General features: G+C 52.3%; 24 protein-coding genes. 16 read left to right on the top strand and 8 right to left on the bottom strand.

The genetic code is table 11. The features are described 5' to 3' along the window. Positions 1-8 precede the first annotated feature (8 nt). The 14 genes from R6U90_RS12120 to R6U90_RS12185 all read left to right on the top strand — a co-directional run bounded on the left by R6U90_RS12120 (position 9) and on the right by R6U90_RS12185 (position 11,319). Entirely contained in the window at positions 9-1,544 is a 1,536-nt protein-coding gene (locus R6U90_RS12120) for a carboxysome shell carbonic anhydrase (RefSeq protein WP_410352954.1), read from the top strand. Next, a complete protein-coding gene (locus R6U90_RS12125; protein WP_410352955.1) occupies positions 1,544-1,801 on the top strand; it encodes a carboxysome peptide A in 258 nt (85 codons plus the stop codon). The genes R6U90_RS12120 and R6U90_RS12125 overlap by 1 nt, the downstream gene beginning before the upstream one ends. After that, positions 1,801-2,094 (top strand): carboxysome peptide B, encoded by a 294-nt coding sequence (locus R6U90_RS12130; protein WP_410352956.1) that lies wholly within the window; start codon positions 1,801-1,803, stop codon positions 2,092-2,094. The genes R6U90_RS12125 and R6U90_RS12130 overlap by 1 nt, the downstream gene beginning before the upstream one ends. A gap of 48 nt (positions 2,095-2,142) precedes the next feature. Next, positions 2,143-2,454, top strand: a complete 312-nt coding sequence (locus R6U90_RS12135; RefSeq protein WP_134080584.1) for a BMC domain-containing protein — start codon at positions 2,143-2,145, stop codon at positions 2,452-2,454. Between the two features lie 41 nt (positions 2,455-2,495). After that, the gene (locus tag R6U90_RS12140) at positions 2,496-2,807 is read left to right on the top strand and encodes a BMC domain-containing protein (RefSeq protein ID WP_410352957.1); all 312 of its coding nucleotides are present in this window, start codon (positions 2,496-2,498) and stop codon (positions 2,805-2,807) included. A gap of 34 nt (positions 2,808-2,841) precedes the next feature. Then, entirely contained in the window at positions 2,842-3,318 is a 477-nt protein-coding gene (locus R6U90_RS12145) for a bacterioferritin (protein ID WP_410352958.1), read from the top strand. Positions 3,319-3,330: 12 nt separating this feature from the next. Further along, the gene (locus R6U90_RS12150) at positions 3,331-3,594 is read left to right on the top strand and encodes a 4a-hydroxytetrahydrobiopterin dehydratase (protein WP_410352959.1); all 264 of its coding nucleotides are present in this window, start codon (positions 3,331-3,333) and stop codon (positions 3,592-3,594) included. A gap of 11 nt (positions 3,595-3,605) precedes the next feature. Continuing rightward, a complete protein-coding gene (gene parA / locus R6U90_RS12155; RefSeq protein WP_410352960.1) occupies positions 3,606-4,226 on the top strand; it encodes a ParA family partition ATPase in 621 nt (206 codons plus the stop codon). Then, positions 4,223-4,471: a hypothetical protein gene (locus R6U90_RS12160; RefSeq protein ID WP_410352961.1), complete on the top strand. Its 249-nt coding sequence runs from the start codon at positions 4,223-4,225 to the stop codon at positions 4,469-4,471. The genes parA and R6U90_RS12160 overlap by 4 nt, the downstream gene beginning before the upstream one ends. Positions 4,472-4,581: 110 nt before the next feature. Further along, the gene (locus R6U90_RS12165) at positions 4,582-5,595 is read left to right on the top strand and encodes a sodium-dependent bicarbonate transport family permease (RefSeq protein WP_410352962.1); all 1,014 of its coding nucleotides are present in this window, start codon (positions 4,582-4,584) and stop codon (positions 5,593-5,595) included. 14 nt (positions 5,596-5,609) lie between these two features. Continuing rightward, complete coding sequence (locus tag R6U90_RS12170) at positions 5,610-5,930, top strand: P-II family nitrogen regulator (protein ID WP_410352963.1); 321 nt, start codon at positions 5,610-5,612, stop codon at positions 5,928-5,930. A gap of 53 nt (positions 5,931-5,983) precedes the next feature. After that, positions 5,984-8,089, top strand: coding sequence for a SulP family inorganic anion transporter (locus tag R6U90_RS12175; RefSeq protein WP_410352964.1), 2,106 nt, complete (start codon positions 5,984-5,986; stop codon positions 8,087-8,089). A gap of 100 nt (positions 8,090-8,189) precedes the next feature. Continuing rightward, positions 8,190-9,206 carry a LysR family transcriptional regulator gene (locus R6U90_RS12180; RefSeq protein ID WP_410352978.1) on the top strand — a complete coding sequence of 339 codons (1,017 nt, stop codon included), beginning with the start codon at positions 8,190-8,192 and terminating at the stop codon, positions 9,204-9,206. Positions 9,207-9,996: 790 nt separating this feature from the next. Next, entirely contained in the window at positions 9,997-11,319 is a 1,323-nt protein-coding gene (locus R6U90_RS12185) for an MFS transporter (RefSeq protein WP_410352965.1), read from the top strand. Between the two features lie 156 nt (positions 11,320-11,475). Here the strand turns inward: R6U90_RS12185 and R6U90_RS12190 are convergent, their stop codons facing one another. Genes R6U90_RS12190 through R6U90_RS12225 form a run of 8 tightly spaced genes read right to left on the bottom strand, consistent with a single transcriptional unit; the run spans position 11,476 to position 18,962 of the window. Beyond that, the gene (locus R6U90_RS12190; protein ID WP_410352966.1) at positions 11,476-11,757 is read right to left on the bottom strand and encodes an amphi-Trp domain-containing protein; all 282 of its coding nucleotides are present in this window, start codon (positions 11,755-11,757) and stop codon (positions 11,476-11,478) included. A 13-nt stretch (positions 11,758-11,770) separates the two neighbouring features. Then, positions 11,771-13,198, bottom strand: coding sequence for a metallophosphoesterase (locus R6U90_RS12195; protein ID WP_410352967.1), 1,428 nt, complete (start codon positions 13,196-13,198; stop codon positions 11,771-11,773). After that, positions 13,179-13,880 carry a histidine phosphatase family protein gene (locus R6U90_RS12200; RefSeq protein WP_410352968.1) on the bottom strand — a complete coding sequence of 234 codons (702 nt, stop codon included), beginning with the start codon at positions 13,878-13,880 and terminating at the stop codon, positions 13,179-13,181. Before R6U90_RS12200 ends, R6U90_RS12195 begins: the two co-directional genes overlap by 20 nt. Continuing rightward, positions 13,865-14,854, bottom strand: coding sequence for an NUDIX domain-containing protein (locus tag R6U90_RS12205; RefSeq protein ID WP_410352969.1), 990 nt, complete (start codon positions 14,852-14,854; stop codon positions 13,865-13,867). The genes R6U90_RS12200 and R6U90_RS12205 overlap by 16 nt, the downstream gene beginning before the upstream one ends. A 6-nt stretch (positions 14,855-14,860) precedes the next feature. Further along, positions 14,861-15,955 (bottom strand): HprK-related kinase B, encoded by a 1,095-nt coding sequence (locus R6U90_RS12210; protein ID WP_410352970.1) that lies wholly within the window; start codon positions 15,953-15,955, stop codon positions 14,861-14,863. After that, positions 15,952-16,842, bottom strand: a complete 891-nt coding sequence (locus tag R6U90_RS12215) for a GAK system ATP-grasp enzyme (RefSeq protein WP_410352971.1) — start codon at positions 16,840-16,842, stop codon at positions 15,952-15,954. The genes R6U90_RS12210 and R6U90_RS12215 overlap by 4 nt, the downstream gene beginning before the upstream one ends. Continuing rightward, the gene (locus R6U90_RS12220; RefSeq protein WP_410352972.1) at positions 16,835-18,496 is read right to left on the bottom strand and encodes a phosphotransferase; all 1,662 of its coding nucleotides are present in this window, start codon (positions 18,494-18,496) and stop codon (positions 16,835-16,837) included. Before R6U90_RS12220 ends, R6U90_RS12215 begins: the two co-directional genes overlap by 8 nt. Next, positions 18,477-18,962 (bottom strand): NUDIX domain-containing protein, encoded by a 486-nt coding sequence (locus tag R6U90_RS12225; protein WP_410352973.1) that lies wholly within the window; start codon positions 18,960-18,962, stop codon positions 18,477-18,479. Before R6U90_RS12225 ends, R6U90_RS12220 begins: the two co-directional genes overlap by 20 nt. Positions 18,963-19,702: 740 nt before the next feature. Between R6U90_RS12225 and R6U90_RS12230 the strand changes: the two genes are divergently transcribed. Together R6U90_RS12230 and R6U90_RS12235 are read left to right on the top strand one after the other, a co-directional pair. Further along, complete coding sequence (locus R6U90_RS12230) at positions 19,703-19,912, top strand: DUF2061 domain-containing protein (protein ID WP_410352974.1); 210 nt, start codon at positions 19,703-19,705, stop codon at positions 19,910-19,912. Between the two features lie 48 nt (positions 19,913-19,960). Next, positions 19,961-20,704 carry a glutathione peroxidase gene (locus R6U90_RS12235; RefSeq protein ID WP_410352975.1) on the top strand — a complete coding sequence of 248 codons (744 nt, stop codon included), beginning with the start codon at positions 19,961-19,963 and terminating at the stop codon, positions 20,702-20,704. Positions 20,705-21,096: the final 392 nt, after the last annotated feature.

A 21,096-nucleotide genomic window follows, 5' to 3' on the forward strand; every position in this document is an offset into this window, starting at 1 on the left:
TAGCAATCATGTTGAGTTCGCGTCGCAGACAATCCCGTTCTATCAGCTGGTCGCCTAGCGCACCGGCCGGTCGTCCCGGAGCCCGAACCCTCGCAGCCGATGTTGCTGCGAAGACGGGTAATGTGCGCGCGAATCTCGCTTCGGTACAAAGCGGTCGGCACCCGCTGAGTAATGCCACGGAAAATGCACAGCTGTTTGATTACGAGCAGCACACCAAAGCGGCCTTTGACACGATTGTGCCAACGTTGAAACAGATTTCCGGTCTGCAACATGAGGCAGACTTTGAGCGCCGCTCCCAGGAGCTGGCACAGAAACAACTCGGGTTCGAATTACCGGCCGATATTCTGGCCGATGCGTGGGTGACCCAGCTGGATATGCGTCGGCTGTTTGCCTGGTGTGTGTTTCAGACGTACCAGCGGTTTTGCGACGATTTTTTTGCGAACGGTTTCATGAGTCGTACGGAAACGGAATTCCAGGCTTTTTTAATCGATTGTGGCTTTCACACACTGGATATTTCACCCTGTGCGGATGGTCGCCTGGCGCACGTAATCAGTTATGTATTGCGTCTGCCGCAACGCGCCGTGCGTCGCAAGTCCTACGCGGGCGCCATGTTTGATATTGAAGACAGCATCGAGAAGTGGACCGAAACCGAGTTGCAACGGTTTCGTGAAGGCAAGCCAACAACCGCTGATATACCCACGCGTTATTTGAAAACCGTGGTCTATCATTTCAGTTCGGGCGATCCCGACCATGAAGGTTGTGCGGCACATGGCTCAGACGCGGGACGCGCAGCGCAGGGAGGGCTGGATCGGCTGAAAGCGTTTCAGACTGCCGTGGAAAACAGTTTTTGCTGTGGAGCCTCAATCGATCTGATGCTGATTGGGATGGATACGGACAATGATGCGATTCGCATTCATATGCCCGATCGCCATGGTGAAATCGATCTCAAACGCTATCTGGATGCGGCAGATCTGTATGACGCAACATTATCGATGCGCGCCACACAGGCTGAAGAATATGTGGCCGAACAGGTTAGACACGCCGCTGGCGAAATGAGTGACGGGATGCAGAGATTGATGAGCTATTTGCTGATCAATAACTTCTCGCAGATCGAGTATGTCCGCCAGTACCACGACGGCCGCTACCGGGATATTGGCCATGCTGAACGGTTTATCGGTGCCGGTATCGGTTTTGAGGAAGTGCAGTTGCGCAACCTGACCTATTTTGCGTATATGCAAACCGTGGAAGAGGCGGCAGCCGATCTGGATGTGGGGATCAAGATATTCAGTAAACTGAATGTCTCTCATGGCCTGCCGGTTCCGGTTGTGGTGCGTTTTGACTACCACGGCCACGTGCCCGGGGCGCGTGAGCGGGCAATTGAACGTTGTCAGCGTGTCGATGCGGCCCTGTGTGACCGTTATGCGGATCTGGCCGACAGTGGATTACTTCATACACTGCAGGTTGTACGTGATTGTCATGCCGGTGAACGGATCGAAGTGATTGGAACATCGGTAAAGGATGAAGTTACTGAGGAGGCACACTGATGAAGATCTGCCAGGTTGAACGGCCATTGGTTGCCACCAACCGTATTCCTGGTCTGGAGCACAAGCACATGCAGGTCGTTCGGGACGGTAGTTCAATGCTCGTTGCCGTGGATGCCGTGGGATGTATTCCTGGTGACTGGGTGATTTGTGTAGGCAGCTCCGCGGCACGGGAAGCGGCGGGCAGCAAGGAATATCCGAGTGACCTGACGATTGTCGGGATCATCGACCACTGGCCGCCCGAGGGAGAGAGCGCGTAGTGGATATATTGCAGGTCGAGGAACCGCTGGTATGCACCCGCCGCATTGATGGACTCAAACAGTCCAGTTTGCGGGTACTGCGCGATAACCAGGGCGGGCGACACGTCGCCGTTGACCCTGTTGGCGCGCGCAAAGGTAACTGGGTATTTACCGTAAGTGGTTCGGCCGCACGTTATGCCGTAGGGGACTTTGAGATACTTACTGATCTCACCATTGGCGGCATCATCGATTTCTGGGGGACTGACGAGACTCGGTCAACCGGGAAGGGCGAGACAACGGAACAGGCGTTGTAGCGATTTTTACAGTTCAACAAACATGTTAATAGAGTAGGAGATAGAAAGATGGCAAACGATAACTACGGCATTGCACTCGGCATGATCGAGACACGCGGACTGGTTCCCGCCATCGAGGCGGCAGATGCCATGACCAAGGCAGCCGAAGTACGCATGATCGGTCGCGAATTCGTTGGTGGCGGTTACGTCACTGTTCTGGTTCGCGGTGAAACCGGTGCGGTAAACGCGGCAGTTCGTGCTGGCGCAGATGCCTGTGAACGCGTAGGTGACGGTCTGGTTGCAGCTCACATCATTGCCCGTCCGCATCGCGAAGTAGAGCCGGTTCTGCCGACAGGCGGTAGCAGTAAAACTGCAGCCTAACAGACAGGCATTGTATTTAACTGACTGAGGAGTAACACACCATGGCCAACGAACACTACGGCATAGCACTGGGCATGATTGAAACGCGTGGACTCGTGCCCGCCATCGAGGCGGCCGACGCCATGACCAAAGCGGCAGAAGTACGCCTGCTCGGGCGAGAATTTGTCGGCGGCGGTTATGTCACCGTGCTCGTTCGTGGCGAGACCGGTGCGGTAAATGCAGCTGTGCGCGCAGGCGCGGATGCCTGTGAGCGCGTAGGCGATGGCCTGGTGGCTGCTCATATTATTGCCCGTCCGCATCGCGAAGTTGAGCCCATTCTGGGCGATGCCGGTAACGGCGCAACGCGCAGTTGAACGAATAGTGGTTGACGCTGACTGATCCGTCATCATGCTGTACGCCAACGCTGATCTACGCGTATTGGGTTATCTCGGTCGGGCTCTGAGTCTTGAACTCTCGGCAGTCCAGCTGTACAGCACCCAGGCACGACTTGTCGCGACCTGGGGGCTGACCGGGGTATCTAAACGTTTCAGCAATGAGGCCAGTGAGGAAATGGCGCATGCGGACCGGATTATTGGCCGCATGCTCGCCCTCGGCGTGGCACCCAATGCCTCGCAATTGCGTCCTCCCAGGCTTGGTCACAGCCTGCAGGAACTGTTGCAGCACAATCATGCATTTGAAAGTGAACTGATCCGGTTGTATGCCGAGGCGACACAGCACTGTGCGCGCAGCGGTGATCATGACAACCGCTTATTTTTTGAAGAACTCCTCGCAGAGGAGCAAGACCATGCCGCCGAACTGGTGAAATGGCTGAAAGAACTTGAACAACCCGGTGCGACGGTCAACAAGAACCGCGCCACTTTTTAACGGAGGCGAACCATGAGTCAACAATGGCAGGAACGTATCCGTCCCCCACGCCTGGAACGTCGCTATGAGTTTTCCGACTACCAGAGTTTGCGAGATTTTCTCGATCGCGCCGCAGATGTCTCCGAGCGTGAAGGTTTATACCCCGACATGGGCTTCGGTCGCGATTATGTCAATGTGACCATCCATGCCGATGAAGAAAGCAATGAGTTGGGCGAACAACATCACCGCCTGGCTGCCGAATACGATGCCTTGCTCGAAGAGCAAGGAACACATTAGGAGTCGGCAGGATGTCCGTCATCGCTCTGGTCGGAAACAAAGGCGGTGCCGGTAAGACAACATTGTCCATCAATCTGGCGATGGCACTGGCCGAGCAGGCTGATACAGTACTGGTGGATGCCGATCCGCAAGGTTCTTCCCTGCAATGGAGTGTGATAGGGGATAGCCTGTTGCACGTAGTCAAAGCGGGAGATGCTCTCTGCGAGGCAATCGCCATGATGGCGCGGCAACATCAGCATGTGGTTGTGGATTGCCCCCCTTCTGTACAGGCCCCACAGACCCATGAAGCATTGCAAGCCTGCAATGTGGCTCTGATACCGGTGCAGCCCTCGCCGGTCGATCTTTGGGCGACGGTACATATCGAGCAAGCGGTTGAGCAGGCAAAACAGGTCAATTCGCGGTTGTCGGCGTGGCTAATCATCAATCAACTGGAACCCCGGACTACGTTATCGCGACTGGTTCGAGAAGCCGTGGCGGAAATTGATATACCGGTTGCCGAAACAGCTATTCGTCGGCGTGCCATCTATCGCAGCAGCGTGCTGGAAGGTAAAAGTGTGTACGAAATGGGGCGCCGGGGTGCCGAAGCGGTGAATGAACTTAACAAACTGATCCTGGAGGTAGTACCCTCATGAGTGAGAGTGACAAGACGAGGCAAAAGCTGGTGGACTCCATGCGCAAGACCAAGTCAGGTTCTGCGGACAAAGAGCAGGTGTCTACAGCTGCAGAGAGAACAGCGCCGGAAAAATCACAACCTGCCACATCGGGTAGTAAAACTAAAACCGCCAGGCCAGTGAGAAAAACAACTAAAACAAAACAGGAAGACAGCGTTAATGTCGATGCCTATCAGTCAAGGCAAAGGCGCGTCTGGCCGGATTAAATCAGATATATCGATATTCATCGATTATTCAGCCGGGAAATATCGATTAGTCGCATAAGCCAAATGCAGCACATACTTGGCATAAAAGACGGTCAAAGAGGGGCAATACAATGTCAGCTCTCAGTAATTTACTCATCCCGGCTGTACTGTTCTTTGCACTTGGATTTTTTGCTCGTGCAATAAAATCTGATCTGCGTGTTCCGCCTGACCTGGCCAAGGTGTTGTCCATTTATCTGTTAATGGCAATCGGGTTACATGGTGGTTATGCCCTTGGCAAAGCAGACCTGGCGACTGCATTCAATTCAGTTTTGTGGGCAATTATTCTCGGCTTTACCCTGCCTCTGATCGGTTATGGGCTGTTACTCATGACCCGAAAAGTCGACAGTATGAATGCGGCCGCGATCGCGGCGCATTATGGCTCTGTGAGTGCCGGTACATTTCTGACTGCCATCGCCTACCTGGATAATCTGAACATAAGCTATGAAAGTTATCCCGTAATCATGCTTGCTGTGATGGAGTCGCCGGCAATTATCGTCGGATTGTTGCTTGCCTCCTGGTCACGTCAGCGTATCGCGGCTACCGGTAATGCCAGTGAAGCAGCAGTAATTCGGCAACACGGTATGGGTGATGGACAGTTAGGCAGTTTGCTGCATGAAGCTTTTACCAATGGTAGCGTGATTCTTCTGATAGGTTCGATGGTAATAGGTGCCATTTCAGGTCCTGCCAGTATGGAAAAGCTGTTTCCGTTTATTGACGAAATCTTCATGGGCGTGCTGTGTTTGTTTTTGTTCGAAATGGGTATGGAAGCGGCGCGGCGCATACGGGAATTTCGCAAGGTTGGTACGGTCTTGATTATCTTTGGTCTGGTGATGCCGCTGATAGGAGGGGGCATTGGTTTGATAGTCGGTGCAATGATACTGAATATGAGTGTGGGTGGCACATTGCTGGTCGCTGTACTGGGTGCCAGTGCATCATATATCGCAGTGCCGCCGGCCATGCGGCTGGCCGTTCCCGAGGCGAACCCGTCTTTTTATCTGACATTGTCACTGGGAATCACCTTCCCGTTTAATGTGATTATCGGGATACCTGTATATCATGCTTTGGCGGAACAACTGGTAACATAACGAGGCGTTCATAGATGCAAAGACTTTTTCCCGAAAAACTCGTTACAGTGATCACAAGTGATGTACTTGAAGAACATCTTGTTGGACGTGTTCGTCATCGCGGCGCAAGTGGTTATACCATCGTGCGGGCGCGAGGCGCCGGTTCCAGTGGTGAACAATCCGGAATGCTGGATATTGATACTAATATCAAGTTCCACGTAATAATGCCTACCGAACGTCTGAGCGGGCTACTGGATGATCTCGAGCAGTTAATTAATAAAGGCCATCATCTGACAGTATTCGTATCCGATGTGTCGGTGTTGAGACCGGAGAAATATACCGAGGCGATGGAGTAGGAATTATGCAGGCATATCTCTATTCAATATTCCCTTTTCTGCGCTGGTTCCCTATGAACCGCGATATGATCCGCGCGGACCTGATTGCGGGAATCACGGTTGCCCTGGTGCTGGTTCCACAAAGCATGGCTTATGCCCAGCTGGCCGGGCTGCCTGTGGTCTACGGGTTGTATGCTTCATTTGTACCGGTGATTGTGGCTTCCCTGTGGGGCTCATCCAGTCAGCTGCATACCGGGCCTGTGGCCATGCTCTCGCTGATGTCGGCCGCAGCATTGATTCCTCTGGCCAGCCCGGGCAGCCCCGATTTTATCGAACTGTCGATAATGCTGGCCCTGATGGTAGGGATCCTGCGCCTGGCGCTGGGTTTGTTCCGACTTGGCGCAATAGTGAATCTTCTTTCCAGCCCGGTAATCGTCGGGTTTACCAATGCCGCAGCACTGATCATAGGCCTGTCACAGCTAAGCAAGGTTATTGGTGTGCCGTTTCCGCGCACAGAGTCGTATCTGGCGGATTTATGGCGAGTTTTTGAACAATTACCTTCCCTGCATATCGAGACTGTCCTGTTTGCACTCGGTGCGTTTTTATTGATCTATGGATTGAAAAGAAAAATGCCCTCCTTACCGGGGGTTTTAATCGCAGTTGCTGTGATGACCATGATCAGTGCGCTGATGTCGTATGAGGACAAAATGCAGGTCTCTCAGGCGCAAATCCAGAGCGACAGGATTGTTTCGGCAATGACGGACTACGCTCAGGTAAAACAGCGTATTAACAAACTGACCGACGAGATTGCGCTGCTCAACCAAAAGGCAGGGAAACAGGAAAAACAGGACGGATTGGAGAATATCGAGGCGGCTGCTGAATTGCGGGCCGCAGCAACAGTTCTGAAACATGAACTGTCGCTCCTGAAGACACAGCAGACCCGGCAGCGTGTGTCGCTGCACAAGATGGCACTGGTAGGGGTAAAAACTCCGAACGGTCAATGGCAATTCTATCCGCAGGCGGCGCTGCCGGAAGACAGCGAAAGTGATGGTAAAACGTGGCGTTTCAATAGTATCAAAGAGGGCCAGATTGTGCTGTCAGCCGGTGGTGCTGTAGTGGGAACGATCCCCGAAGGTCTGCCCGCCTTCAATGCACCGACGCTTCAATGGGACCTGATTCTTACCCTGTTGCCAGCCGCCCTGGTTATGGCATTGATAGGCTTTATGGAGGCGACCTCCATTTCCAAGGCGATTGCCAGCACCACCGGTGAGCGGGTTGATACCAGCAAGGAGCTGGTGGGTCAGGGGTTGGCCAATATTGCCGGTAGCTTCTTTAGTTCCTATACAGTCAGCGGTTCATTCTCCCGTTCCGCCGTAGCGGCCAAAACCGGCGCGCGTACCGGCATGTTTGCTATCATCAGCGCGATCGCCGTGGTGCTGGTCTTACTGTTCTTTACCAAATACCTCTACCATTTGCCTCAAGCCGTGCTGGCAGTCATCGTGATGATGGCGGTATTCAGTCTGATTCGTATCAGACCGCTTATTCAGGCCTGGCGTGTCGACAGAATCAGTGCTGGTATCGGAGTAGTTACCTTTTGTGCGACGTTGCTGATGGCCCCGGCCATTGCCAATGGCATCCTGCTGGGAATCACCCTGACTGTCCTGCATTACCTGATACGTATCATGAAACCGCGTGCAGAGATAGTCAGTCACAAAGAAGATGGTACCCTGGGAGGCATCAAGTCGCATCATCTCGAACCCATTAGTGAACTGTATGTGCCCGTGCGCTTCGATGGTTCATTGACCTTTATCAATGTAGCTTATTTCGAGGACATTATTCTGGAGGCATTGAGTGAGTTTCCCCGGGCGAAAGTGATTCTGGTGGTAGGTAGCGGTATCAATGTAATCGATGCTTCCGGTGAGGAGAAGGTTCGGGAGATTGCCCACCGCCTGCGTGATACAGGCGTACAGCTTATGTTCAGTGGGCTCAAGCATCAGGTAATGCAGGTCATGGAAAGCAGTGGCCTGGTGGGCGAACTGGGCAGAGATGTGTTTTTTGCGGACAAACAGACAGCATTGCATACGCTAAAAAAACTTTCTGAAGAAGGTGTTTTGGAGGACGGCGACACGAACGAACGGCATGGTTCTCGTGGCAGTAATGTCACCGGTCCTGCTCTTTGAGGTAAAGATGCCAAGACGTGTAGAGAAAAACCGCCGGGGACAATATAAAAAAGAGACTGCGGGTAATGTCTCCGATTATAACTACACGCCACCCGGCGCCATGCCGGATTTTCTGATTCGTCATGCAACACTGCGACAGTTACAGGTATTTGAAACCATTGTCCGGCTGGGCAGTTTTACCCGTGCGGCCGAAGAGCTGTTCTTGACTCAGCCAACAGTCTCCATGCAGATCAAGAAACTGACCGACGTTATTGGCCTGCCGTTATTCGAACACGTGGGTCGTAATGTGAAGCCGACCGAGGCTGGCATGGAGATGTATGAGGCCTGCCGGAATATTTTCCAGGTAATGGCGAACCTGGAGATGAAAATTTCCGATCTGAAAGGCATGAAGCGTGGGCGTTTGCGCCTGGGAGCGATTACGACTGCCAAGTATTTTGCCCCGGAAGTGCTGGGTGAGTTCAGTGCGCTTTATCCAGGTATCGATGTCGCGTTGAAAGTGACTAACCGTGATCGGATTATTGAACGCATGCGCGCCAATGAGGATGACCTCTATATTATGGGACAGGCTCCCTCCGACGAGATGGAGATGGTGTCCTTTCCCATTGCTCCCAATCCTTTGGTAGTGATGGCGCCACGTGATCATCCACTGGTTGGTGAAAAGAACATCCCCCTTGAGCGTATTGTCGAAGAACCTTTTATTCTGCGTGAACCAGGCTCGGGAATTCGTGATGCTATTTTACGCAACTTCGATGAAAAAAACTTACGGCCAAAAGTAAAAATGGAGCTGGGAAGTAATGAGGCGATTAAACATGCCATCGTGGGAGGTCTCGGACTGTCGGTATTATCATTACACACACTGACTCTCGAAGGTACCGAGGGACCGGTCGCGATTCTGGATGTGGAAGGCTTCCCGATCATGCGTCTATGGTATCTGGTTTATCCCAAGGCCAAAGAGCTGTCACTTGTTTCCAGGGCATTTGTCGATTTTGCCAAAGAACTTGAACCACAGATGTACGAACGCATCCGCAAGATGTGGCCAGAGCTGGACAGATACCTGGATAAGGAAGGTCCTCCTTCAATTAAAAAAGCCATACATAACAAGAAAAAGAGATCATGAGTTGATTTTTCCTGAACGAGGTTCAGACACATATATCAGCAAAGTAAACCGTTTACTTCAGACCGTTCGGTCCTGTTGTTAGTCAGCGATTAGTCACTTTAGTGGATGGCAAAACAACCTGTGAGGAACTGTCAGGCAGCAGGCTATATGAAACGTGTCGTAGAAATGTCGCCCCAGCGAACCCTTTCAGGTCTCACGTTTTTATCAGAATCAGGAATAATTCTGACGACATAAAAGAGAATTAACTCCTTGCGAAGATTTGCGTCCGGAAAGTTATAGACCGGTATGCCGCTGAAACCAGTGAGGCGGGCTATAAAAGGTTGTCACTTGATACAGTATGTTGAAAACCTGTCTGCATACGGGTTTCGCTATACCAGATTTCCCGCCTGTTAAATCGGGACAGCCAGCTCAACATAATAAAAAAGTTATCCATGTGCATTAACCTTGTCCCGGGGTTAATTCAGCACTTGTTACATGGTTACTGCCCTGTTATTAGAAAAGCACCTGTGCCGATCCGGTACTCTGCCGGTAGACTCCAGAGTGTTATGTGGGTCTACGCCAGACTATCCAGGTGGCCAGGGATTCGGGATCATCGGTTTAACTGTTAATTTATATAAATTTATCCGATTAATGTTGCTGTATGGTTGATTTTTTTAACCCCGCTTGAATACCCTGTTAATAGTCATGAGGGAGAGAAGAAACCGATAGACAGAATTCTGCCTCCGCTCTGTTTGATTTGTCTTGATCCGATCTCTGGAAAAACCGGTTCAACAACACTAAAAGCACTCTTATGTTTCAAGATAGCAAGAACCTGACCACCAGCTTGCATGATTTAATTACCGGTGATGAAGATGCTCGTGTCTGCAAGGATATTCCCGAGTCAGCATGTAACGATCAGCCGCGTAATTTTTTTGCTTACCTGATTGCCAATCTGCTGGGAAAAATCGCAGATGAAATTGCCAGTGCCCGATTAATTTTGCCCTGGTTGCTGGCCAGCGTCGGTGCGCCGGCGGCGTTTACCGGTTTTCTGGTACCGATTCGCGAGGCAGGGGTGTTGCTGCCACAGCTGGTGGTGGCGGCTATCATCCGACGTATGGCGATTCGCAAGAGCGTCTGGTTGCTGGGGGCTGGACTCTCCGGTGTCGCCCTGGCGTTGATGGCGGTAGCGACGGGGAATCTCTCCGGGAGCACGGCCGGGTGGGCGATACTGGGTCTGCTGATCATCTTTTCGCTGGCGCGTGGGCTGTGTTCGGTCTCCGCCAAGGATGTGCTGGGCAAGACGGTTTCCCAGGGCAAGCGTGGCACCCTGATGGGCTGGAGTGCCGGGATCTCCGGTCTGGCGGTGCTGGGCATCGGTGTCTATGTGGAATGGTTTGCAGGTGATGTTCCGCTGGCCGTGCTGGCCTGGCTGCTGGCGGGCGGGGCCCTGTTGTGGTTTGTCGGGATGGGGTTTTTCGCGGCCATACGTGAGCAGCCAGGGGCGACCGAAGGCGGTGGCAATGCCCTGAGCGTAGCGCTGCAGAGTTTCGGCATGCTCAAAACCGATGAGCTGTTTCGGCGTTTTGTGATCGGCCGGGCCCTGTTGCTGAGTGTGGCGCTGTCTCCTCCGTTCTATGTCTTGCTGGCACAACAGAATACCGGCGAAGGACTGGTTGGGCTGGGGATGTTGATCATTGCCAGCGGCATTGCCGGCAGCCTTAGCTCCCCGGTCTGGGGCAGGCTGAGCGACTCCTCCAGCCGCCTGGTGATGGTGTTGGCCGCGCTGGCAGCAGGAGTTCAGGGCATTCTGTTATATGCCCTGGTGGCAGCAGAAGTGCCCTGGATCAGCAGTGCCTGGCTGTATGCTGGCCTGTTTTTGACCCTCAGTGTATTCCATGGCGGGGTACGGCTGGGGCGCAAGGTCTACCTGGTGGACATGGCCACGGTGGAAACCCGGGCGACTTATGTGGCTCTGAGCAACACCCTGATCGGTATTGCCATGCTGGCGGGCGGGCTGATCGGCGTCCTGGCCGATGTGATCAGCGTACAGGCTGTGATACTGTTTCTGTCCCTGCTCAGCCTGGTGGCGGCCGTGTGGGCCTGGAGGTTACCCGAGACACGCAGCAGCGAGTAGACGACCACTCCCGGGATTCGACTCAGTAAAGAACACGTTACATGGCTTTCGCCCAGATCGGAACTGTTGTGCCATGCAAGCCCTGCAGTATGGGTAACAGAGGAAATATGAGCAAGTAACAAAAAGCAGAAATTGCTGCCTGAACAGGAATGACAATTATTTACTATCAGTGCTATTCACGGCAAGTGGTCTCTTATGTTCGGTCTTATCTTCAGATTGCCATGTAATCCGAATATTTAGTCGATGTTTGAATTCATCCTGAGTGGCGGTGACCTTGAGATTCAAAAGGCCGTTAGGGTGCATGACGATCTCTCCATCTTCGTCGTTAAATGTCAGTTCCCCTTTTGCAAGCCCCTTTGTAATAGCTTTGAGAATACTCTGGATAGTTTTTGAGTCCTGCAGGGACTCATGCCGAAAGTTATCTTTACTATGTTGCATATATCTGCCTTGCTCATTTATCAAAATAAATTTGTGGTTCGAATACCTTGGCGTAAGGGTGGTCAGTACTGATGCCGAGCACCCGTCCTTCCGGGCGAATTATTGTTACACCTATGCCGTAGCTATCGAGGCCTTCTTTAGAGCGTGAATTGCGGTCCATGGTTATATCGCTTTCTATATGAATCATACCCTGGCGAAGCATGAGGCGCTGGCCATTGGTGCGATTCCTGTGTCCGTGAACAACGGCATGAACACCCTGACGATAGATCCGTTCGACACCGTGGGATGTTAGTGGCATATCTACCTCACGATACTTGGTGCGCATAGTATTAGCCAGCGGACCATAATAGAACTCAAACAGGTTATTCTTTATTTGTTTACGGAACAGACGGTTAAGATAGGCGAAGCTTTCCTCTTCAACCAGGTTGATGACCCGGTCATCGAGCCCTGCGTGGATGAATAAAAATGAACCGGAGCGGAACAATAACTGCATATCCTGAAAAAACCAGTAAAATTCGCCCCTGGGTTTGAGGAAAAGTTCGCGGCATTTTTGTGCGGTTGCATATACATCGCGCAGGCCAAGTCCGACATCTTTGCAGGCATTTTCAAAACTGTCCAGTTTCTTGTGCATGCGAATCAGTTCGCGCTCGATACTCTGTTCCGACATCAGCCATGCGGCAGCCTTGGGGAAATTGTCAAACCAGCGCTTTGATGGGAACAGACGGCGGCGGCATTCACGCTTCTCGGGGATTCCTCGCATATCGTTGTTCTTACCCAGGTACTGGCTATGAATTTCTTTGAGCAGAGGCACCACCTTGGGTCCCATGCGTAAAAACAGGTGTTCGGTAGTGGGGTGGCGCTTCAGACCCAGAGCACGTATGCCCATAAGTAGTCGTACATCATGGTTTCCAGCCAATAGCTTTACCGTTGCGCCTGTGTCCATCAGATTGCGTATGGAACGCAGTAGCTGTAGATTGCTGGGCCCTTTATCAAGGCAGTCGCCGCCTATGATAAAAGTGCCATTGCCTCCGCTTTTGGTTAACTTGAAGTCCTTGTGGTCCGGGCCGGTTTTCTTTATCCCGCCGGAGGCAACCAGTGAAGCACTGAATGCCTCAGCATCGGCATGGGGATCGGCAAGAAAAAAGATCGTTCGCTTCGGCCACTTCCAGGGGCGATATGAAACGGCACTTGCCAGGACTTCCGCCAGCGCATGATGATTGGCCCGGTCCTTGTCGATCGACTGCTGCTTACCCAGTTGCCACGGCTCGACTGCGGTGGGCAGGCCGTCACGTATCCAGTGATGGCCGTGATATCTGGGAAGCTGAATTCTGGCTTTATCGAGTTGCATAGCAATCACCGGGCTTATCTGAGTATAGTTGTTATATGGCATTTTAATGACAATTCGATGAAAGTCCGGTTGTTTAATCTGTTGCCTGCTCATTAGTGCGGACTTTCCATTCTCCGGAAATATGTCGCCATTGACCATTGGGCAGGTATTCAAGGTAGATGGGTTGCGCATGATACATGCTCAGCGAGGCGACCTGATCCAGCTCGAGTACCTGAAGCTGACAGGCCGCATGACGGAAGGCTGCCCCATGGCCAATAAACAGTTGCACCGTGTCAATGACGCTGGTATTTGCGAGATCAGCCATGCGCTGTTGTAAATGATTTGCAACCCGTTCGCCTGCCTGCAACAGGGATTCGGCACCCATCAAGGGTAGACGGTAATGGCTGTTGGATTTCCAGTCGGCCGGTAGTTCGCCATAGCGGGGGTCATCGCGCATCAGTGCTTCGATGTCTGCGATGCTGAGATTGTTGCCACTGCCAAGACTGCGCTCGGCCAGTTCCGCATAACTGGCGATTTCCGGGATGGTTGCTAACTTGCCAGACAGCGTCTGGCAGATGACCTGTGCGGTCTGCCAGGCGCGTAGCAAGGGTGAGCTATCTATGGTGGGTGATAGGCTCCAGTTGTAACGATCAAGGGCTTGTTGCAGGGAGGAAGCGGCGTGTTGAGCCTGAATGTGCCCCTTATCGGTCAGGCCAAACGGTTGATGGGCACTGGGGGTATCTGGCAATTGCTGGTAATCCGCATGTCGGATCAGCGCGGCTATCCGTCTGACCATCGCCCTGATTCTCCCCTGAGTTGTTGATCGAGTTTGAGCACCATCGAGGCCAGCGCGTGCTGGTTGAGCAGACTGGCTGCGTCTGCTGCACTTACCCAGCGACGCCCGCGATGGCGCTCCTGCCATTGCGCCACGGGGACCAGATGGGTCACCTCCATGGGATAGACGGTCACGCTACAGGTAGCGCCCCATTTTTGATACTGGAAGCTTCCCAGAGCCTCTGGAATAACTTTTCCTTCGACACCCGCTTCTTCCCAGGCCTCTTTGGCGGCGGAATCCTGCAGGGTGTATCCAGGATCGGCGATGCCCTTGGGAACCACCCAGTGCTTGTCACCGCTGGAGCGAATAATCAGGATTTGCACTTCGCCCTCATTCAGGCGATAAGGAATTACGGCGGATTGAGTATAGTAATAGTCGGGTCGTTCGCGACTTTCATTGCCATCAGGCGCCGGGTAGGGAAACTTTTCGGGCAGATCCTTAGCCTGTATCAGGTTCAACAGTTTTGCCCCACCTGCTTGAAGATCATGCCAGTCATCATGCATGGCCAGGCGGGCAAGTGTTGCCGTGGCCGGCGGCTTATCACCTGATGGGATAGCCGGGTAGGCATCGGCCAGGTAAGTCAGCAAGTGTTCAAGCCCGGGGCTGTGGCCCACCAGCAGTGTTCGCCGGGCTGAGGTGGAAGCAGTGGCCAACACGGTCAGCAGTGTCTGCAGATCGGCATGATACAAAAGAGGTACTGGATGAATTTGCTGGGCAGTGATTGCCATCACTTTGACGCACTTTTGTGCTGTAGTCCAGGTGCGTTCGGCCGTGGAAGTGAGAATCTGATCCGGAAGCAAGTCCTGTTGAAACAACCAGGTACCAATACGCTGGGCATCCCTCTTGCCGCTGTCTTTTAGCGGACGCCGATGATCGTCCACCAGCTTATTCCGATGGGCCTTACCGTGACACAGGATTAACAATTCACGCGGCATAGCGGATCAATCGATTATCTCATCGATACAATATCGTGCAAGAGTATCAAAATCAGTTGTGCCATTGGCCTCGTATACCGGAATATCTGACAGTATATCCAGGTAGGACTGTTCATCCAGCGGTGTTTGATCCTGGTAAAAATGGCCATCGGGATATTGATAAAACGGACCGGGTGATTTCATGATCGCCGCCAGTAGATCCTGACGTCGAGCCAGGTCGATCTGTTGTACCTGCAGGTGCTGGTCGCTGTCACGCTGCCAGTTGAGCACGAGGAAACCGGCCAGGGGTGCGCGGATCGTGATGCACTCGGGACTGTAGAGCGCTTCGATCATGACATCGTACTTGTCTTCCAGTTGCCACAGTTGTTCGGAGGGTAGTGCAAGTAGTCTTTTACGTTCGGTTTCGGGGATCAACGCTTGCAGGCGTGGATTATGAACGATGGTACCGGGATTGATACGAGGCAGCTTGGGGATACCGGTTGCTTGCAGGGTTGTCCCATCCGGTTTGAGAAAAAGCCGGTCATTGGTGAGATAACTGATTCTCTCATTTTCCAAAAGTTGTAGCATGAGCGTGGATTTACCCCCACCGGAAAAGCCTGCGATTCCGAGTGCCCGACCCTGGTAAACCACCCCTGCTGCATGACAGGTCAGCCAACCCTTTTGCAGCAGCCAGTTCATATACTGGGCATTGATAAAATTGATCACCTGGTTTTTGTAACGCAGGCATGGACCAGCGCTAATACGCTGATTCGCGCTTTGCAAAAATACCATGCCGGTGCGTACTTTGCGCACTAGCCGGGCTCCGGGCAGATCATAATAGCTGTCCTTACGCCCGGTTTTACCCTGTTCACGTGACCAGTCTATAAACTCGATGTCCAGACAGGGCATCTGGCGCTCGATGGCGATAACCTCAATATCGGCCCGATCATCGCTGGTTACGACATGCGAAAAGTAATGAGTCAATTTCTCGATCAGTATTATCGAGTTCGAACGAATCCGGATAAGACACTGGCCCGGGGCAATGACCAGGCTATGATCGCACAATGTTACGCCGTTAAATAACGTATCTATTACCCTGTCGAGCTGGATCGTGTCCTTCATCCTGCCAGCCTCGCAAGGGCATAATCGGCATAGGCCGTGGCGGCATCGATATTTGCTCCTTGCAGGGCACCGCGAAAACCGCCGAAGGCTGAAACCTCGAACACGATTGGACCATGCTCTGACTCGGCCACATCGACCGTAGTGAAATCCATATTAAAAGGTGCCTGGGCCCGGCGGGCCAGGGCGATCATATCCTCTGACGGTGTGTAGGCGGCATAATGACCCCCACTGTGGATGGTGGTGTTCCAGGCCTCGGTTTGCGAGACCCGGGCATAAGTACCGAGGTAATTGCCTCCCAGAAACACCATGCCCAGATCATGGCCCGGCAATACGATCTTGCGCTGGATATACATCATCGGGTTATGACGCTGAAAGTCCGTAATCGAACTGCGCAATTGATCCTCCGGCTGTGCTGACTCGATAAGCATCATGCCCCGGGCTTTGGTCGAGAATAGCGGTTTGAATACGGCGCTGCCGAATTGCTTGATAGTGGCCATGGCCGCATCGATATTTTCGGTGATACAGGTATCCGGCATCGGGATCCCGTTATTGCGGAGGGTGATCGTACAGCTGAGACGATTGATCAGGCGCAGCATGTTTTCCACGCCACTAAATACGCGCACACCCTGAACCTCGGCGACGCGCAATAATTCGAGCCGGTCAAGGGCAGCGGGGCTGTATTCGTTGCTGATCTTTTTGACCAGCAGCCCATCGAGTTGACATAGATCTCGGTTCTGGAACAAAAGCTGGTTATTTTGCATATCCAGTTCGACCTGGGCCATGTCGATCACAAGACGGAAACCGGTGCGCTGCTCGATGGCATCAGCCAGGATATCAGTTGACCATTTCCCGGGAATTCCGACAACACCGATCCTTATATTAGTCAACAAATATCTCCTTCAAGGGTATTTTATATTTCCTGGCCTGTTTGGGATTCTGTTTAAAATCCACGGCCAGCACCTGTTCGATCAGATAACGGGAACGTAGAAACATATTCCGCGCGAGTGATTTGTCCAGGATAAATCGGGTAGAGGTGGCAAAGGAGCGAGCCAAACCCAGAGCTAATCGTATTTCGAATGTTTCATCACCGGTCTGGTTCGCGTAACGTCGGACGATATGATAGAAATCCCGTGCCACATCCATGATCCTGTGACGGCGGGGTGCGTCAAGGATCTGCAGACGATAGTTCGAGACCATAAAAACTGAGACATCCTGGACGTAATCCATGTAACGTGAGCGATGCAAATCGATGAAATTAATTCTCTTTTCAAGTGGATCATAAATAATATTGTCTACATTAAAGTCACCATGAATATAGACAGAAAAGGGGGCCTGAAAACCGGATTCCTCATACTTGCAGGCTCTCTCAACCAGTGAGTCAAAGGAAGGGATTTGCACACCACACACCTGGATGTCGCCTTGTTCAAATTCCGGATGAATTTTATAAACATCATGCAGTCGCTTTTCCAACTGGTTCATAAAATATGCGCACACTGGTTTCTCGCTGCGGGTTTCTCGCCAGACGGATTTGAGAGTCTTACCCAGTTGCTGCAAAGTTTGTTTTTGCAGTTCAGGAGATTCATTCAACAGTATCTTTTCAAAAGTCAGACCCGGAAGATGTTCGATCAGCAGGGCTGCTGATTGGCCGTTCTTTTTATATGATAGTATCTTGGGTGCCAGACCGGGATAGATCTCGTGCCAACTGTTAACTCCCTTGCGTTCCTCCTTGAGCTTGCGTTTTCTGCCATCTTTGAAAATCGCGAGATATTCCTCCTCGTAAGGCACGCTAATTCCGGAAATAGCGCTCCCCGAGCGTGTTTTGGCGATGGGTTCGACCTGGATATCGGAGACATCCTCTTCGCTGTCCAGCTGAGCCATAGAAGCCAGTAACGATTGATAGCGATCGAAATTAACTGGCATTCCCACGTTAGCGGAGATGATAGCTTCACTGATGTCTAGCAGAGCATCTCCCATCTGTTCTATGCTGTGAGCGACAAAGAGGGCGCAGGTCAGATCCTCGGTATTGCTTTTCTTTTGCTTGAGCGCGGTAATGTAGTTTTTTAACAGCTTATTGTAGTCGCGTTCCAGTTTGGCTCTGACCTCTCCCATCCTTAATGCCTGCCGGGTGTCATTTTCCTGTATTGCCGGTTCGACCATTTTCAACGCCTCTCTTACTCGACCAAGAACCGGCATATAAACACTGGTATCCAGATTTTCAGGATCAGTGACAGAATCCATCTGTTTGATGCAGTCTCGAGACAAATCAGTGATGCGTGCCAGATTGCTGGCGATAAATTCAATTCCACGCAGTCTTAGTGTTTCGAGGTCATCATTTTTCTTGCTCGAGGTAATCTTGTTGAGACAACTGTCCTGGATACGAATTTTCAGATTGTATGCATAGCCGCTTCGATCGAGAATTCGCCGAACACCCACTGTTGAGGGTAAGGCGAAATAGGCCTGCAAGCTGTCCAGCTGAGAGTCAACCTCGACGATCAGAAAGCGCAGGTTGTCGCGAATGCTCTTAGGAAGTTGTCTGGTCATTGAAAGTACCAAGATAGAAATTCCGCCCGCCCGTGGTAAGACGAGGTATCCAGATGGATAGATATTGCGGGTGTAGTGCCAGTCGGGGTATTTCATCCAGATGTGCCCACATCACATCGACCTGGTGTTTGTCCGGTCTCGAACCATTGTGCGGGATATAGTTATCGGCGATATCACAACGGAACAGAAACTCGACCAGATGCTGGCGAGTTGGTGGCTGGTCATCCTTGAGTTTGAAAAATTCCGCAACGTGGAGCAGTTCGCCAATTTTTACCGGCGTATCAATTTCTTCTCGACATTCCCTGTTCAGTGCCTCGAGCAGACTTTCGCCAGCAGCCTGCGCCCCTCCGGGTAGGGAAAAGCGTTCACCACGAAACCCGCCGACTTTGCGGAGTAGTAAAATGCTGCTTTGCCGGACTATCAGTGCGCGAGGGGTATTGCGAATCTCGGGTATCAGTTCTGCCATCAGAGCGATTTTTCCTGAACCATTTAGCGTATGTTCGGCTTCTATTGTGACCGATCGGAGAAGGTTTGTCTGTTACATCTGTGCTGCATTCACGGTTCGCCAGATCAGGGTGACTGGTGGAGCGATTACTCCAGTTGACTGCTGCTGACAGAAGTTGCGGCCAGCCTGTAAGGCTTGTCTTTTATCTGGAGCTGTATAACTACGCGAGCAGTAGGACCGTCTCTGAATTGTATGACGGCTTGTTTGTGACCCTCAACTGTTCCACGGCAGGATTCGGGACGAGCGCAAGCTGGTCAATATGGCCACCACAGGCGACACTCTGGGCCTGGCGGTAAGCGCAGGTAACCCGGGTGAGTTTTGAGTACCGGGTCTTGGCCTGGTGCGTCAGTGTCAGCTAAAGCTGTGAGATCGCCTCAGGAGGCCGGACCAGGCTGTCGCGGCCAATACCCTCTCCTACAGTATGTCTTTCAGTTTGTCTTAAGTCATCATTTTCGGCTAAGCCAGTGTGGGAGGCTCCACGCGCGCGACCGGTTTCAGGGAGGTTTTTCTCTGGTTGACCAGGGTCCCTGGTCATTTTCCAGTAAAAAAAATACTGATATTTCAATGGCCTGGGAAAACGTATGTTATTAATAGCTTTGGCCTATTGAGTTGATACAAATAAACGATTTTATATATTATGGCTTGGCCCCGATAATAATTCCCATACAGAGCAAACACCCTGTTCCCGGGAGGATAAGGCGATGAGCAAGACAATGAGTTTCGCAGCAGTGCATTTCACAGTGGCATTCACCGTGGGTTATGCGATGACCGGCAGCGTGCTGGTAGGCGGGGCTCTGGCGCTGGTCGAGCCGGCCATCAACACCGTCGCCTATCACATTCACGAACAGATGTGGGCGCGGTTTAAATCGGCAAGGCATGACGGTCTACGTCACCCTCTGCCGCAAATGTAACGACAACTTTTAAATCACGACATTCATTAATCAACAGGAGCAACAAGCATGTTAGAGAACAAAGAAGGTAAAAATATCCCGCAGGTCACTTTCCGCACCCGTCGGGATCATGAATGGGTCGATGTCACCAGTGACGAGGTGTTCAAGGGCAAGACCGTGGTGGTATTCGCTCTGCCGGGCGCCTTTACCCCGACCTGTTCTTCCACCCATGTGCCGCGTTACAACCAGTTGACCCCGGCGCTGAAACAAAATGGTGTGGATGAGGTCATCTGTGTGTCCGTCAACGACGCGTTCGTTATGAACGAATGGCAGAAGGAACAGGATGCTTACAACGTTACCTTCCTGCCCGATGGTAACGGCGATTTCACCCGCGGTATGGGTATGCTGGTAGCGAAGAGCGACCTGGGTTTCGGTGAGCGGTCATGGCGTTATTCCATGCTGGTCAAAGACGGCGTAATAGAGAAGATGTTCATCGAGCCGGATGTGCCGGGTGACCCATTCGAGATCTCCGATGCCGACACTATGCTCGAATACATCGCGCCGAATGCCAGCAAGCCGCTGAATGTCACGGTATTCAGTCGCGAAGGCTGCCCGTACTGTGTACGCGCCAAGGGCATGCTGAGTGATGCCGGGATCGATTACGAGGAACTGGTCCTGAACCGGGACTTCAGTGAAGGCACTATTCGCGCGGTCTCCGGTGAAGCGACTGTTCCGCAGGTGTTCATCAACGGTGAACGTATCGGCGGTTCCGAAGCGCTGGAAGCATACCTGGCGGAAAAACGCGCGGCGTAACGCTGCGCGTTTTCAGAGGCCAGGTGCCAGGAGCTAGATACTAGTCCCTTATACCACCTCTTCCTGGCCCCTTTGGGGCAGGTACCAGGATGCCTGGTGTGATGCGGGTATCGCGAGACTGATTTATATCACCCTGCCCATATCCTCCCCTTTAAGGGGAGGATATGAACTTGCTAGTAGCATGATCAGTACCCCCTCCCAACAGGGAGAGGGTTAGGGGGGATAAAATTTCAGCCTGGTCACCAGATACCAGTATCTGGCACCTGTCTTTATTCCCCGGCCACAGCCTTCTGGATCAGCGGTACCAGCGGTTCCGGCAGGGTGATATTCCCGGCCAGGGCGAACTGCTGGGCCTCGGGGGACATTTTGTTCCAGGTCTTGCGGATGATGTC

Source organism: Thiohalophilus sp., from assembly GCF_046483665.1.
GTDB lineage: Bacteria > Pseudomonadota > Gammaproteobacteria > UBA6429 > Thiohalophilaceae > Thiohalophilus.